The 13846-nt window shown below is 49.2% G+C and carries 11 protein-coding genes; 3 read left to right on the top strand and 8 right to left on the bottom strand.

The annotated features are described in order from the left end of the window. Window positions 1-102: 102 nt before the first annotated feature. Complete coding sequence (locus tag ATB02_RS12995) at window positions 103-618, bottom strand: lipoprotein (protein WP_032183831.1); 516 nt, start codon at window positions 616-618, stop codon at window positions 103-105. Between the two features lie 653 nt (window positions 619-1271). Here ATB02_RS12995 and ATB02_RS26455 point away from each other — a divergent pair. From ATB02_RS26455 to amiD, 3 genes are all read left to right on the top strand, one after another. Then, window positions 1272-3041: a hypothetical protein gene (locus ATB02_RS26455; protein ID WP_105271743.1), complete on the top strand. Its 1770-nt coding sequence runs from the start codon at window positions 1272-1274 to the stop codon at window positions 3039-3041. A gap of 209 nt (window positions 3042-3250) precedes the next feature. Next, a complete protein-coding gene (locus tag ATB02_RS12975) occupies window positions 3251-3574 on the top strand; it encodes a heavy metal-binding domain-containing protein (protein WP_105271701.1) in 324 nt (107 codons plus the stop codon). Next, window positions 3571-4401 carry an N-acetylmuramoyl-L-alanine amidase AmiD gene (amiD, locus tag ATB02_RS12970; protein ID WP_105271700.1) on the top strand — a complete coding sequence of 277 codons (831 nt, stop codon included), beginning with the start codon at window positions 3571-3573 and terminating at the stop codon, window positions 4399-4401. Before ATB02_RS12975 ends, amiD begins: the two co-directional genes overlap by 4 nt. Here the strand turns inward: amiD and ATB02_RS12965 are convergent. The 7 genes from ATB02_RS12965 to lysO form a co-directional block, all read right to left on the bottom strand. Next, window positions 4398-5411, bottom strand: coding sequence for an NAD-dependent epimerase/dehydratase family protein (locus tag ATB02_RS12965; protein WP_032183969.1), 1014 nt, complete (start codon window positions 5409-5411; stop codon window positions 4398-4400). The genes amiD and ATB02_RS12965 overlap by 4 nt on opposite strands. Before the next feature lie 98 nt (window positions 5412-5509). Next, on the bottom strand, window positions 5510-6940 hold the full coding sequence (locus ATB02_RS12960; protein ID WP_105271699.1) for an SDR family oxidoreductase: 1431 nt from the start codon (window positions 6938-6940) through the stop codon (window positions 5510-5512). Between the two features lie 10 nt (window positions 6941-6950). Beyond that, the gene (gene ltaE, locus ATB02_RS12955) at window positions 6951-7952 is read right to left on the bottom strand and encodes a low-specificity L-threonine aldolase (RefSeq protein WP_000566406.1); all 1002 of its coding nucleotides are present in this window, start codon (window positions 7950-7952) and stop codon (window positions 6951-6953) included. A 37-nt stretch (window positions 7953-7989) separates the two neighbouring features. After that, window positions 7990-9708 carry a ubiquinone-dependent pyruvate dehydrogenase gene (gene poxB / locus ATB02_RS12950; protein WP_000815345.1) on the bottom strand — a complete coding sequence of 573 codons (1719 nt, stop codon included), beginning with the start codon at window positions 9706-9708 and terminating at the stop codon, window positions 7990-7992. Window positions 9709-9840: 132 nt separating this feature from the next. Continuing rightward, window positions 9841-10809, bottom strand: a complete 969-nt coding sequence (gene hcr, locus ATB02_RS12945; RefSeq protein WP_105271698.1) for an NADH oxidoreductase — start codon at window positions 10807-10809, stop codon at window positions 9841-9843. 11 nt (window positions 10810-10820) lie between these two features. Beyond that, the gene (hcp, locus tag ATB02_RS12940) at window positions 10821-12473 is read right to left on the bottom strand and encodes a hydroxylamine reductase (protein ID WP_105271697.1); all 1653 of its coding nucleotides are present in this window, start codon (window positions 12471-12473) and stop codon (window positions 10821-10823) included. A 143-nt stretch (window positions 12474-12616) separates the two neighbouring features. Further along, window positions 12617-13516: an L-lysine exporter LysO gene (gene lysO / locus ATB02_RS12935; RefSeq protein WP_000491128.1), complete on the bottom strand. Its 900-nt coding sequence runs from the start codon at window positions 13514-13516 to the stop codon at window positions 12617-12619. Between the last annotated feature and the right edge of the window lie 330 nt (window positions 13517-13846).

The following is a 13846-nucleotide window of genomic DNA, read 5'->3' as shown; positions in this document are numbered from 1 at the left end:
AACATAGCACAAAATAACGGGGGCGGTGGGCGGCGAGCATAAATGTCGGCATTCCTCACGAAATGCCGGACAATTTACGGGGGTTATTGGTTGATCAAGGCGTTAGCGATTCTCGATTGACTGACGGAGTGTACCTGCTGTGGCATGAACGCTGCCGCCTAAGTAGCGCACATCGTCAATCACCCAACACTGGCCTTCCTGAATCATTAGCACTTCATCCTGCCAGCTCTGATCCCCCTGTTTGAGTTCCACACGCAATGGAATATTACGGGCATCACGATTCGGGATAGTCGATGCACTGGCAACGTGGGCGCTGTCTGGCAAGGTGGTTCGACTGGAGAACGGATCGCTGCTTAACAATTCACGATGACTATTATCGCGGCTGGCATCGCTAAGTAGGGTTGCCAGTTTGTCACTCAAATAGGGGCGCAGAGCGGTAATGTCATTGCTGCGATGTTGAATGCGGTAGTCATAGAATTGTTGAGCCACGCTGTCAGGTCCACCCTGGACACAGGAACCGGTGCGGGGGCCGTTATCTTTATAAGCTGGCGTGACGGTGGTACAGGCACTCAGCAGCAGTGCACATGGAATAAGTAGAGATAGTGAACGGTAGCGCATAATCATTTCCTTATTAGCTTGCTGTCTGTGTCACACTACGACCAAACACTATCAGATTATTTAATACATTGTTTTTAGTACAATTCTGAAACAATCTGAACACCTGATTGGGTTTGAGTCCATTGCTGGCTACCCACTCAAGGTTGATCGTAGCTGACTTACTTAAATTACCCAAACAATAGACAGTGTAAACCATTTGTGAGGCTGAGCGTGTTATAAGACTGAAATGATCATTTAAGGTAAATATGATAGTTCTGAAACGCTGGTATAAATCCTGCTGTAGAAGTTAAGAGTATCTGCAGGAAGCCAGTTGCACATTTATAACGCATGATAGGTGACCAAGATTCTTTTCTATGATTGACAAAATTTTAACATATGATGATAGGCCCTAAGATTAAGATGATTGCAAAAATCACAATGTATGTTTGAAATGAGCGAAATTTGATAGTCCCAACTTTAACTTTCGATAATATTATTTTTGTTACGGTTGTGAGTGAAGAATATAAGCTTATTTAGCTAATGGATTTGAGTTAAGAATAATATAATTTTTTTCAATGCGCCATTAATTAATATGAATATAGAATGTGTTGTGACTTTATGTTTATAAAGCACAGGGAGTACAGTGGGTTATCGTTTTTTTGGGTGATTTTTATATGATAAATAATGTCTCTGAACAATCGTCATCATTTCTAAGCACACAACCGAATCAAAGTGATAATCTCATGGCCTCGCTGAGGGAATTTTTTACCATATTAAAATCCAGTCATAAGGATGAGTTATCTACATGGGACACCATCTACTTGAATCTAGTATTAGCAATAAATGCTGATAGTGAAACTATTAAAAATGATATGTCGCTCGGTAACATTATTTATTCAGCAAATAATTATTTAAATTCTTTTTTTAGTAGTGCTTTCGAAACTGGTACTAAAACATACCTTGGTACATCACAAAACAATGAAGTTGAAATAAAAATTGGTAATGAAAGAATCACCATTGGGGTGCGAAATAAAGTCAGCGGAAAAATGGAAAGACAAGAATTTATTTTTCCTCTGCATTACGAAATTAAACTGAAATGTGAATTGGAGAAGAATTTTACTATTGATTCTTATCCATTGTTATATAGGTATACCCTTGGTTGTAAGATTGCGAATGCGATCTTTGAAAAAGTATACAATCGAATTGTATTTAATAAGGAACAATACATAACAATTATAAAAGACGCATTTATTCATTTCTATGATTATAGCAGGCGATATACAATGAGTGAGGATATCGACAAAGAGTCCGTTATAAATACCATTGCATTGATGAGCACCTTTTGTAACAGTGATAATACATCAGGTGAAATTTTCAGTGATGATATTGCTCTTGAAGACTCATCTGAACCTGACCTAAATGTAGAACATACAATAACGCTTGGTTTTGCTAATGACGATCTTAAGTTTAATCCAATTACTTATTCGGAAGTATTAACACGATTTTACGCCTTTCAAAATATTGTATTTAATCTGTGTCCGGCAATGCATTCATCGCATTACAACGATATTTGTAGTGTAAGTGTGGATATGACAAAAGGCAAGCAATGCATGATTCACTTGATGGTCAATGAAGAGGTTTTCATGTCTCTTCCAACCCCTATCACAACTATGGCACGTGAACATGATAGTAATTTAGTCAATCTAAAAACGCTACTCAATGATGGTTGTTTTATTAAATATAGTCATTTTGATGCTGTGGGTTTAATGAAGAAAAACTTAAATCATCTGTATTTATCACATTCTCTTGTAAATGAAAGTATATTGAAGGGATGTTGTTTTGAGAACGGCAGTTTAGGTGATGTTAAGATAACAAATAGTAATTTAACGAAAAACGTATTCAGTAACTTTACGTTTAGAGCGACTAAAATTAATAATGTAAATGCTCATTCTTCAAAATTTGTCCATTGCCATTTTTACAGTGTTGATATGATAAGAGTTAATCTCTATAAATGTCTTTTTCATGAGTGTAGTATGCATGATGTCAAGATAAAACCATGGTTACCAGTAAAATGGACAAAAGAATTAATAAATGATTATTTGTATGGTTGTTTACTATCACTGTACTCTATCTGTGTAAGGGATATATTTAATATGACCGTTGGGAATAACGTAAAGGTTGCAGCGGATGCTTTCATTGAAATCCTTTACTCTCTAAAGAATAAATATTGTATTAAGCTATTAAGCGCTCAGGATCGAGCATTTATTTACGAATTTGCAAAAATGATCTTTGCTTATATTAATGATAGAAGTCTTGAGGTTAAATTACTTTCATGTTTTGCGGAGATCGATCAAACAAGAATTCAGAGGTATATTCCTCAGCCTCAAGATGCGGAAAAATTTTGGAATAATTTACAATATAAGGTGACTCTTCCCATTCATTAATGTTGCAGGTACAACATAATATAGCAGGTCAGCGCTATCCCATAATGAAACCAATATCGGGTTAGGAGACGGGTAATCGTAAAGGCATATGCGCTTGTTTTTGACACAATGAGATGATTTCCTAAACTGATCAAAACCTTCTTCCCAACATGGCATATCAGCCCGATAATGCTTTGAGATCGAAGGATTAGCAAACAAGGAGATCGATCATGCAATTTTCTACAACCCCAACTCTGGAAGGCCAGACCATCGTTGAATATTGCGGTGTGGTGACAGGCGAAGCGATTTTAGGTGCCAATATTTTCCGTGATTTCTTTGCCGGTATCCGCGATATCGTTGGCGGACGCTCCGGGGCTTATGAAAAAGAATTGCGAAAAGCGCGGGAGATTGCCTTTGAGGAACTTGGTGAGCAGGCGCGGGCGTTGAGGGCCGATGTCATAGTCGGTATTGATATCGACTACGAAACGGTCGGGCAAAATGGCAGTATGCTGATGGTTAGCGTCAGCGGAACGGCGGTGAAAACACGTCGATGAGAAGAGTCTTCTGGCTGGTCGCCGCCGCTCTGTTACTGGCAGGGTGTGCAGGCGAAAAAGGCATTGTTGAGAAAGAGGGATATCAGCTTGATACCCGACGCCAGGCGCAGGCGGCGTATCCGCGCATTAAAGTGCTGGTGATCCACTACACCGCAGATGATTTTGATAGCTCGCTGGCGACACTGACCGATAAACAGGTCAGCTCGCATTATCTGGTTCCTGCTGTGCCACCGCGATACAACGGTAAACCGCGCATCTGGCAACTGGTGCCGGAACAGGAACTGGCCTGGCATGCGGGGATTAGCGCCTGGCGCGGGGCAACACGCCTTAACGACACCTCTATTGGCATTGAGCTGGAAAACCGTGGCTGGCAAAAATTATCCGGAGTGAAATATTTTGCCCCGTTTGAACAGGCACAGATTCAGGCGCTTATTCCGCTGGCGAAAGATATTATTGCCCGTTATCACATCAAGCCGGAAAACGTAGTGGCGCATGCGGATATTGCGCCGCAGCGCAAAGACGATCCGGGGCCGTTATTCCCCTGGCAACAACTGGCGCAGCAGGGGATTGGTGCCTGGCCGGATGCGCAACGGGTGAACTTTTACCTTGCCGGGCGCGCGCCGCACACACCGGTAGATACCGCATCATTGCTGAAGCTTTTGGCGCGCTACGGTTATGACGTTAAACCTGATATGACACCGCGCGAGCAGCGGCGCGTGATTATGGCGTTCCAGATGCATTTCCGCCCGACGTTATACAACGGCGAAGCGGATGCAGAAACTCAGGCGATTGCCGAAGCGTTGCTGGAGAAATACGGTCAGGATTAGCGGGGCAGTTTCCCGTGATCGCGCAGCCAGGCAGCAGTTTTCTCGATACCTTCATCCAGGGTGAGGACTGGTTGATAACCTAACTCTTCCTGCGCACGCGTAATATCCAGCGTAAAGTCAAAATTCAACTTGGAGACGCCGTAGTGGGTCAGCGGCGGCTCTTTTGCTGACTTGCGGCCTAAACGCTCCATGCTGCGGGCGATCATATCCAGCATCGGGTAGGGGACGGAACGAATACGACAGTCAATATTCAACTCGTCGATAAGTTTCTGCACGATGCTGCGTAGAGTGCGATGCTCGCCGTTGGTAATGTTATATGCTCGCCCGGAAGGCAGCTTATCGCAGGCTTCCTGACTTGCCAGCCACATGGCGTGCACGGCATTTTCATAGTACGTCATATCGACCAGCGCACTGCCGCCGTGTGGTAACAGAATGCTGCCGTAGTGGTGCATCATATGCGCCAGACGGGGAATAAAGACTTTATCGTGTGGCCCGAACAGACTTTGTGGGCGCAGAATAGTAAAGCGCGTTTGTGGATTCGCCTGCGAAAGCATATTGATCACTTCTTCGCTGGCTGCTTTGCTACGGGCAAACTCGTTAGCGAAGCGGTGGGGGCGAAAATCTTCTTTAATATCGCGATGGTGGTGATAATCGAAGTACAGGGAGGGGGAAGAGATATGAATAAAGTTACGTACTCCCCAGGCGACAGCCCATTCACCCAGACGGCGAGTGGCGCGAACGTTAGCCAGATCGAAAGCCTGTTGTGTCCCCCAGGGCGAGGTAAAGCTGGAGCAGTGCCACAGCGTATCAATGCCTGCGAGCATCACTTTAGCTTGTGATGAGACCAGCTCGGTCAGATCCGCTGGAACAAACTCTGCGCCCATTTTTTCCAGCAATTTACCCATTGCCTCGTTGCGACCGGTCGCTCGCACGCTGATGCCTTTCTGGCATAAAAACTCTACCGCGTTTCGACCTAAGCCGCTGGTGGCGCCGGTAACCAGTACCTTCATATCAATCCACTGTTGTTGAGAAAATGACGTGCGCATTCTTCCGTGATTTCCCCCTTGATGCAATGGGAAACATGAAAGAATAACGCAGGTTTTGTCGATTAATCTGTGCTTTGTTCTGCCAGTCTGGCGATTCGTTTTGCCATTCCGCAAAAAATAAACAGATGCGCGGGGATCATCAGTAACCAGTAAAACAGCCCCGGCATACCGTGCGGATGCCAGAATGCGCGAACATCGATAGTACGATAGTCACCTTTATCTTCCAGGGTAAAACACAGTCGTCCCAGCCCCGGCGCTTTCATGCCAAATAACAGCGTAAGTTGTTTTTCCGGTTCAACGACAATCACTTTCCAGCTATCCACCGCATCTCCGGTCTGCAAATATTCACGCTCCGGGCGGCCTTTCGCCAGCTTATGACCGATCGCGCGGTCCATCAACGCCCGGGTTTGCCACAAAATATTGCCAAAGAAATAACGCTCTTTACCGCCGATTTGATTCACCACCTGCCATAAAGCCGCAAGGCTGGCGGACGTTTTAACGGTAAACCCCGCCTGTTTGGCGAAATAACCGTACTCCGGTCGCCAGCGGGCAAAGGCCTGAGCGTCGTATCCCCAGTCGCTGGAGTTGACCAGCTTTTCTTCTTCTTTCAGGGTGCGACGTACCGCGTCATCGAAAGCGATCAGCCGTTGTGGGATGAGTGCACGTAGCGCGGTGTCATCCGCCAGCAGATCATGTTTCAGCCCCTGAATCAACGCTTTGGCGGTGGTTGGCGGTACGGAAGTAATCACATTGAGAAACCACACCGAAATCCAGCGGGTGGGAAAGGGGATGGGGATTAACCAGCGGCGCTTACCGCTCACCGCCATAAAATGTTCAAACTGTTGCTGATAACTGAGCACCTCTGGTCCGGCGGCTTCGAAGATGCGGTGTTTGCTGGCCGGATGATCTAACAGCGCCACCAGATAGTGCAGCAAGTTTTCCAGCGCGATGGGCGTGGTGCGTGAACGAACCCAGCGTGGCGGTGTTAACACTGGCAGGTTGTAGACCATATCGCGCATGACTTCGAACGCTGCTGAACCTGCACCAACGATAATTCCGGCGCGCAATTCGGTCACCGGGACACCCGCTTCACGAAGAATATCCGCCGTAGCCTGACGGGCGCGCAGATGGTCCGACTGCTCGTGAGGCGGGGCCTGCAATGAACTGAGAAAGATTAATTGTTTAACCGGTGCTTCGCGCAGCGCATCGCGGACGTTAAGAGCTACCTGGCGTTCCTGAGCGATAAAATCACCGCCTTCGCCCATGCTGTGCACCAGAAAATAGACGGTATTGATATTCTGCAACAGGGCCGGAAGGTTATCCGGCCAGCTGAGATCGACTTTATGGCAACTGACGTTTGCCAGTTGCAGTTTTGCAAGCCTGTCGACGTGACGTGCTGCCGCCAGGATCTGATGCCCTTGTTGGCTGAGCGCGTGCACCAGATGCTGACCAATATAGCCACTGGCACCGAGAACTAAAATGCGTTGCGGCACGTCTCTCTCCTTAACGCGCCAGGAAAGCGCGCCAGTGGGCTGCGACTTCTGCCAGTTGTTCACGCGAGACATCAAGATGGGTTACCAGGCGGACAATCGGCGAGGCGTTAATCAGTACGTTTCTCGCTTTCATGTATTCGCCTAACGCGGCAGCATTTTCTTGTCCGACGCGAACAAACAGCATATTGGTGTCCTGACGCATCACATCCGCGCCTGCTTCACGCAACTGCTCCGCCATCCAGGCTGCGTTGTCGTGGTCTTCCTGCAAGCGTGCGACGTTATTTTTCAGCGCATACATCCCTGCGGCAGCCAGAATGCCGGATTGACGCATCCCGCCGCCAGTCATTTTCCGCCAGCGGATGGCGCGTTTAATGTAATCACGATTGCCGACCAGTAATGAACCGACTGGCGTACCAAGACCTTTCGACAGACAAATGGTGAACGAATCACAATATTGCGTGATCTCTTTCAGTTCGCAGCCGTAAGCCACCACGGCATTAAAGATGCGCGCACCGTCAACATGCAGTGCCAGATTGCGCTCGCGAGTAAATTCCCATGCTTCTTTCAGGTATTCCCGCGGCAGCACTTTTCCATTGTGGGTGTTTTCCAGACTGAGTAATTTGGTGCGGGCGAAATGGATATCGTCGGGTTTGATTTTCATGGCGACTTTATCCAGCGGTAGCGTACCGTCGGCGTCAGCATCGATGGGTTGCGGCTGAATACTGCCCAGCACCGCTGCGCCACCGGCTTCAAACAGATAGTTATGCGCGGCCTGACCGACAATATACTCTTCGCCGCGTTCGCAGTGACTGAGCAGAGCGACCAGGTTGGCCTGAGTGCCGGTAGGCAGAAAAATGGCGGCTTCTTTCCCGGAAAGCTCTGCCGCATAGTCCTGCAGAGCATTAACGGTAGGGTCGTCTCCGTAAACGTCGTCCCCAACCGGGGCGGCCATCATTGCTTCGAGCATGGCGCGGCTCGGTCGGGTAACGGTATCACTGCGTAAATCAATCATGGCATGTCCTTATTTATGACAGGAAATGCCACCCTTTTTACCTTAGCCAGTTCGTTTTCGCCAGTTCGATCACTTCGTCACCGCGTCCGCTGATGATTGCGCGCAACATATACAGGCTAAATCCTTTGGCCTGTTCGAGTTTGATCTGCGGCGGAATGGCTAACTCTTCTTTCGCGACTACCACATCCACCAGCACCGGGCCGTCGATGGAAAAGGCGCGTTGCAAGGCTTCATCGACTTCAGCGGCTTTTTCTACGCGGATGCCCGTAATACCGCACGCTTCAGCAATGCGGGCAAAGTTGGTGTCGTGCAGTTCGGTGCCGTCAGTCAGGTAGCCTCCGGCTTTCATCTCCATCGCTACAAAGCCCAGCACGCTGTTGTTAAAGACGATAATTTTCACTGGCAGCTTCATTTGTACCACTGAGAGAAAATCGCCCATCAACATACTGAAACCACCATCACCGCACATGGCGACCACCTGACGTTCTGGCTCTGTCGCCTGAGCACCCAGCGCCTGAGGCATGGCGTTGGCCATTGAACCGTGGTTAAACGAACCTAACAGGCGGCGCTTGCCGTTCATTTTCAGATAACGCGCCGCCCATACCGTTGGTGTGCCGACATCACAGGTGAAAATGGCGTCATCGGCAGCAAAATGGCTAATTTGCTGCGCCAGATATTGCGGGTGAATGGCTTTCTCACTCGGTTTGGCTAAATCGTCCAGCCCTTTGCGGGCATCGCGGTAATCTTCCAGCGCTTTATCCAGAAATTTGCGATCGGTTTTTTCTTCCACTAAAGGCAGCAATGCACGCAGAGTCGATTTGATATCACCGACCAGTGCCATATCCACCTTACTGTGTGCGCCGATGCTGGCTGGGTTGATATCAATCTGAATAATTTTGGCATCGGTCGGGTAGAACGCACGGTAGGGGAATTGGGTGCCGAGCAGCACTAACGTGTCGGCGTTCATCATGGTATGAAAACCTGACGAGAAGCCGATTAATCCCGTCATTCCGACATCATACGGATTATCGTATTCGACATGTTCTTTACCGCGCAGGGCATGAACAATAGGCGCTTTAATTTTTCCGGCAAACTCGACGAGCTCTTTATGCGCCCCCGCGCAGCCGCTACCGCACATCAGGGCGATATTGCTTGAGTAACGCAGCAGTTGCGCCAGTTTGCGTAACTCTTCTTCTTCAGGTGTGACAACGGGTAAGGGGGCGTGATACCAGTGGGTAGTTGCCCCTTCCGGTGCAGGTTTTAGCGCCACGTCGCCCGGTAACACGACAACGGAAACGCCACGGTTTAGCACCGCTTTACGCATAGCAATCGCCAACACTTGTGGGATCTGCTCCGGGCTGGAAACCAGCTCGCAATAATGGCTACATTCGCGGAATAACTCTTGCGGGTGGGTTTCCTGGAAATAGCCGCTGCCAATTTCGCTGGAAGGGATATGAGCGGCAATTGCCAGTACCGGAACGTGATTACGGTGACAATCGAACAAACCGTTGATTAAGTGCAGGTTGCCAGGTCCGCATGATCCGGCGCAGACCGCCAGTTCCCCGCTAAGTTGGGCTTCAGCGCCAGCGGCAAAGGCCGCCACTTCTTCATGACGGGTGGACATCCACTCGATGGTGCCCATGCGATTAAGACTGTCGCTAAGACCGTTCAGAGAGTCGCCCGTGACTCCCCAAATGCGTTTTACCCCTGCTGATTCGAGTGTTTTGGCGATATAAGCTGCAACCGTTTGTTTCATGGTTCTCCATCTCCTGAATGTGATAACGGTAACAAGTTTAGTTCATCTGACGGAGGGGGAAGAGATGGGAGAAAAATGAGGCACTAACGGTTAAACTGCCCGATGACAGGTATATCATCGGGCATAATACGATTACGCGAGAACCAAATCCCCCTGCGGATGGCAGGAGCAGGCCAGTACATAACCTTCTGCGATTTCGGCGTCGGTCAGCGTCATCGTGCTGCTCACCGTATATTCACCGGAAACCACCTTCGTTTTACAGCAGCCGCAAACACCCGCACGGCAGGCGGCGACAACCGGAACTTTATTGCTTTCCAGCGCCTCCAGCAGTGTCGTGCCAACAGGTGCGTAAAATTCTTGCGCCGGTTGCAGTTTGGTGAATTTCAGACCGCTGGTTGCTGCTTCCGCCACTGGCGTAAAGAACTTCTCTTTAAAGAAACGCGTCACGCCGAGCGCTTTCACTTCCTGCTCTACCCAATCCATATACGGAGCCGGGCCACAGGTCATCACAGTACGAGAGACTAAATCAGGAACGCTTGTCAGCAGTTCACGTGTCAGACGTCCGGCAACGAAACCCTCGGTAACGTTATTTTCCGCCACCAGTGTCACCGGATAGTCACGCCATTCATCGGCGAAAATAACATCCTGCGGCGTACGCACGTTGTAGATCACCTGCACATCCGCCTGCGGGCGATTTTTCGCCAGCCAGCGACGCATCGACATAATCGGTGTGACACCGCAGCCGGCCGCCAGCAACAGGAATTTATCTTCTGCTTTATCGTCGCAGGTAAATTCCCCCATCGCGTCCGAAAGCCAGAGGTAGTCACCGCGTTTTACATCGCGGGTCAGCCACTGGGAACCGACACCGTCATCAATCCGCCGCACGGTCAGAGTGATGTATTCACTCACGCCTGGCGTGGAGGAAATGGTGTAAGCACGCAGCGTTTCCGCTGAGTTTCGCACGCTGACCAGTGCATATTGCCCGGCGCGATATGGGTAGTAATCGTGGCAAATCAGGGAAATCGTCCACACATCCGGCGTTTCTTGCGTAATGTGATGAACCTGCATCCGCCACGGGCATTGATTGGTTGGCATCGTCATCGACAAACTCCTTACGCGCTCAACAGTTGCTTCATATCTTCTTCAACAGTGGTGATAGAACGCAGGCCGAATTTCTCGTTCAGTACCGCCAGCAGGTCTGGCGTCAGGAAGCCAGGTGCAGTCGGGCCGGTAACGATATTTTTCACGCCCAAAGAAAGCAGCGTCAGCAGAATAACAATCGCTTTTTGTTCGAACCAGGAGAGTACCAGCGACAACGGCAGATCGTTGACACCGCAGCCCAGTTTTTCTGCCAAAGTGACAGCCAGAATAATCGCTGAGTAAGCATCGTTACATTGACCAGCATCTACCAGACGCGGCAGACCTTCGATATCGCCGAACTCAAGTTTGTTAAAGCGATATTTACCGCAGGCGAGAGTCAGGATTAGGCAGTCATCTGGTACGCTGGTGGCGAAATCGGTGAAGTAGTGGCGCTCGCCGCGTGCGCCGTCACAGCCACCAAGCAGAAAGATATGACGCAGTTTTTCACGGCTCACCAGATCAATCAGCGTATCCGCCGCGCCAAGCAGCGTCTGACGACCAAAGCCCACGGTGATCAGGTGCGGAATTTCGCTGTACGGGAAGCCCGCCATTTGTTGTGCCTGGGCGATGACTGCCGAGAAGTCATCACTGTCCAGATGACGCACACCCGGCCAGCCAACGATGCTGCGGGTCCAGATACGATCGTCATAAGCCCCTACGGTTGGATCGATGATACAGTTCGAGGTCATCACGATGGGGCCAGGGAAACGAGCGAATTCTACTTGCTGATTCTGCCAGCCGCTGCCGTAGTTACCGACCAGATGCTTGAATTTACGCAGCTCCGGGTAGCCGTGGGCAGGCAGCATTTCGCCGTGAGTGTAGACATTAACGCCCGTGCCTTCGGTCTGTTCCAGCAAGTTGTAGAGATCTTTGAGATCGTGACCGGAAATCAGAATGCATTTACCCGCTGTTGCTTTGACGTTGACCTGAGTTGGCGTCGGGTGACCGTATTTACCGGTTTCGCCTGCGTCCAGAATGCTCATCACTTTGAAGTTCATCTGGCCGATTTCCATGGAGCACTCGAGAAGTGCGTTCATATCGGCAGGCCAGGTACCCAGCCATGCCATGATTTTATGGTACTGGGCGTAAATATCGTTGTCGTATTGACCGAGAACGTGCGCGTGTTCCATATAGGCCGCCGCCCCTTTCAGGCCATACAGGCAGAGCAGACGCAGGCCGAGAATGTTTTCGCCAATCGAAGCTTTATCTTTATTGGGAGTAAATTCCGCCGCCTGACGTTGCAGCTCGCCGAGATCGTCACTCACCAGTTGCAGGTCAGCCATCGGGTTATCGACGCGGGCGTTGGCATCTACAGCCAGGCACTGTGCTTTCAGTGCCTCGCGCAGGGCAATTGCTTCACGAGCGTAGCCGACAATACGCGGAGAATCGAAGTTAACGTTAGTCAGGGTTGAGAAAAATGCGCGCGGCGCGAAGCTGTCTACATCGTGGTTGATGATGCCGTATTCACGCGCTTTTACCGCCCAGGCCGAAAGCCCTTGCAGCGCCGCAATGAGTAAATCCTGAAGGTCAGAGGTTTCCGCCGTTTTACCACACATCCCCTGCGCGTATGAGCAGCCGTTTCCTGCCGGAGTACGGATAGTTTGTTCACATTGCACACAAAACATGATCACACCTTTTAAAGTTATATTTAATATACATGTTTAAGATTAAGACGCTTAACACGGGGATAAAAGGGATTTTTCATGCAACTTTAAGGGAGATTGATTTAGCGCAATTTTGGCGGCAGGGATCTACCGCCAGAGAGGTATTACGCGGAGAAAAAGGCGATGAGGATCGGCACTAACAGGCTAAGAATAAAACCGTGAACAATCGCCGCCGGGACCATATCCAGCCCGCCAGTACGTTGAAGAACGGGCAGGGTGAAATCCATCGACGTCGCACCGCATAAGCCCAGTGCAGTCGAGCGGCTACGGCGAATCAGCCCAGGGATCAACATAATAGCAATCAGCTCACGGGCCAAATCATTAAAAAACGCCGCGCTCCCGATTACCGGACCAAAAGATTCGGTCAATAAAATACCGGAAAGAGAATACCAGCCGAAACCGGAAGCCATTGCCAGCGCGGTATTGATGGGAAGATCAAGAATAAAGGCGTTAATTAAACCACCAATTAAAGAACTGGCCACCACCACCACAGCGACAATCATTCCCCGGCGATTAAGGACAATCTGCTTTAAGGTCATGCCATTATTGCGCAACTGAATACCGACGAGGAAAAGTAGCAGAATTAACGTGTATTCGCTGGCTTCCGTAGCGTGTTGTAAGAAACCTAATCCGCTAAGGCCAATAGCAAAGCCAATCACCACCACACCGCAGAGCTTGAGGGACTCCAGCGCCATCGCAATACGTGACGGGAGTTTTTCTTGCTGATGGTGGTTGCGCCACGGTAGGCCTCGCTCCAGCCACATCAGGGCGGCAATATTACACAGTAAAATAACGGTAATACTGACGGCGGAATAATGCAGAATCGCCAACAGGTTACTGGCGAGGTTATCGAGAAACGCCAGACTGATACCCATAAAAAAGAGAATAAGGTAAACCATCCAGCTTAATAGCTGATTAATAACCTTTAATGCAGCTTTTTGGCGAAGCGGAATGAGGTAACCCACAATCAGGGGAACCAGAATGATTAACAGCCCAGAAAACATGAAAAACCAGTCCTTGCAAAGAAAGAAGTCGAAATGCGCGATGACACACTACTGAAAGCGGAAGGACGAGTAAAGTTGCAATTAAAAGGAAATGTTATGCATAAGGATCGGTAGGGTATTCATTTTCATTTAAAGATATTCTTGCGCTTTAATTACAAACCGCACCGGTGTTGGTGGCGTCAAAATCGCCGAGGCGTTCCCTGAAGGCCGGGGCAGCCCACATGGATGTGGGCTGAGGGCGCGTTTTACCGGGATAATGAGATGGACGCTCCAGATTTTACGGTATCAAAGTACCAGACTGGATCGTTGCAATACGTCCTGAAAAATTAG

The organism is Escherichia sp. MOD1-EC5189, assembly GCF_002966045.1.
GTDB classification, from domain to species: Bacteria; Pseudomonadota; Gammaproteobacteria; order Enterobacterales; family Enterobacteriaceae; genus Escherichia; species Escherichia coli_F.
This window is presented reverse-complemented; position numbering and strand designations above follow the sequence as displayed.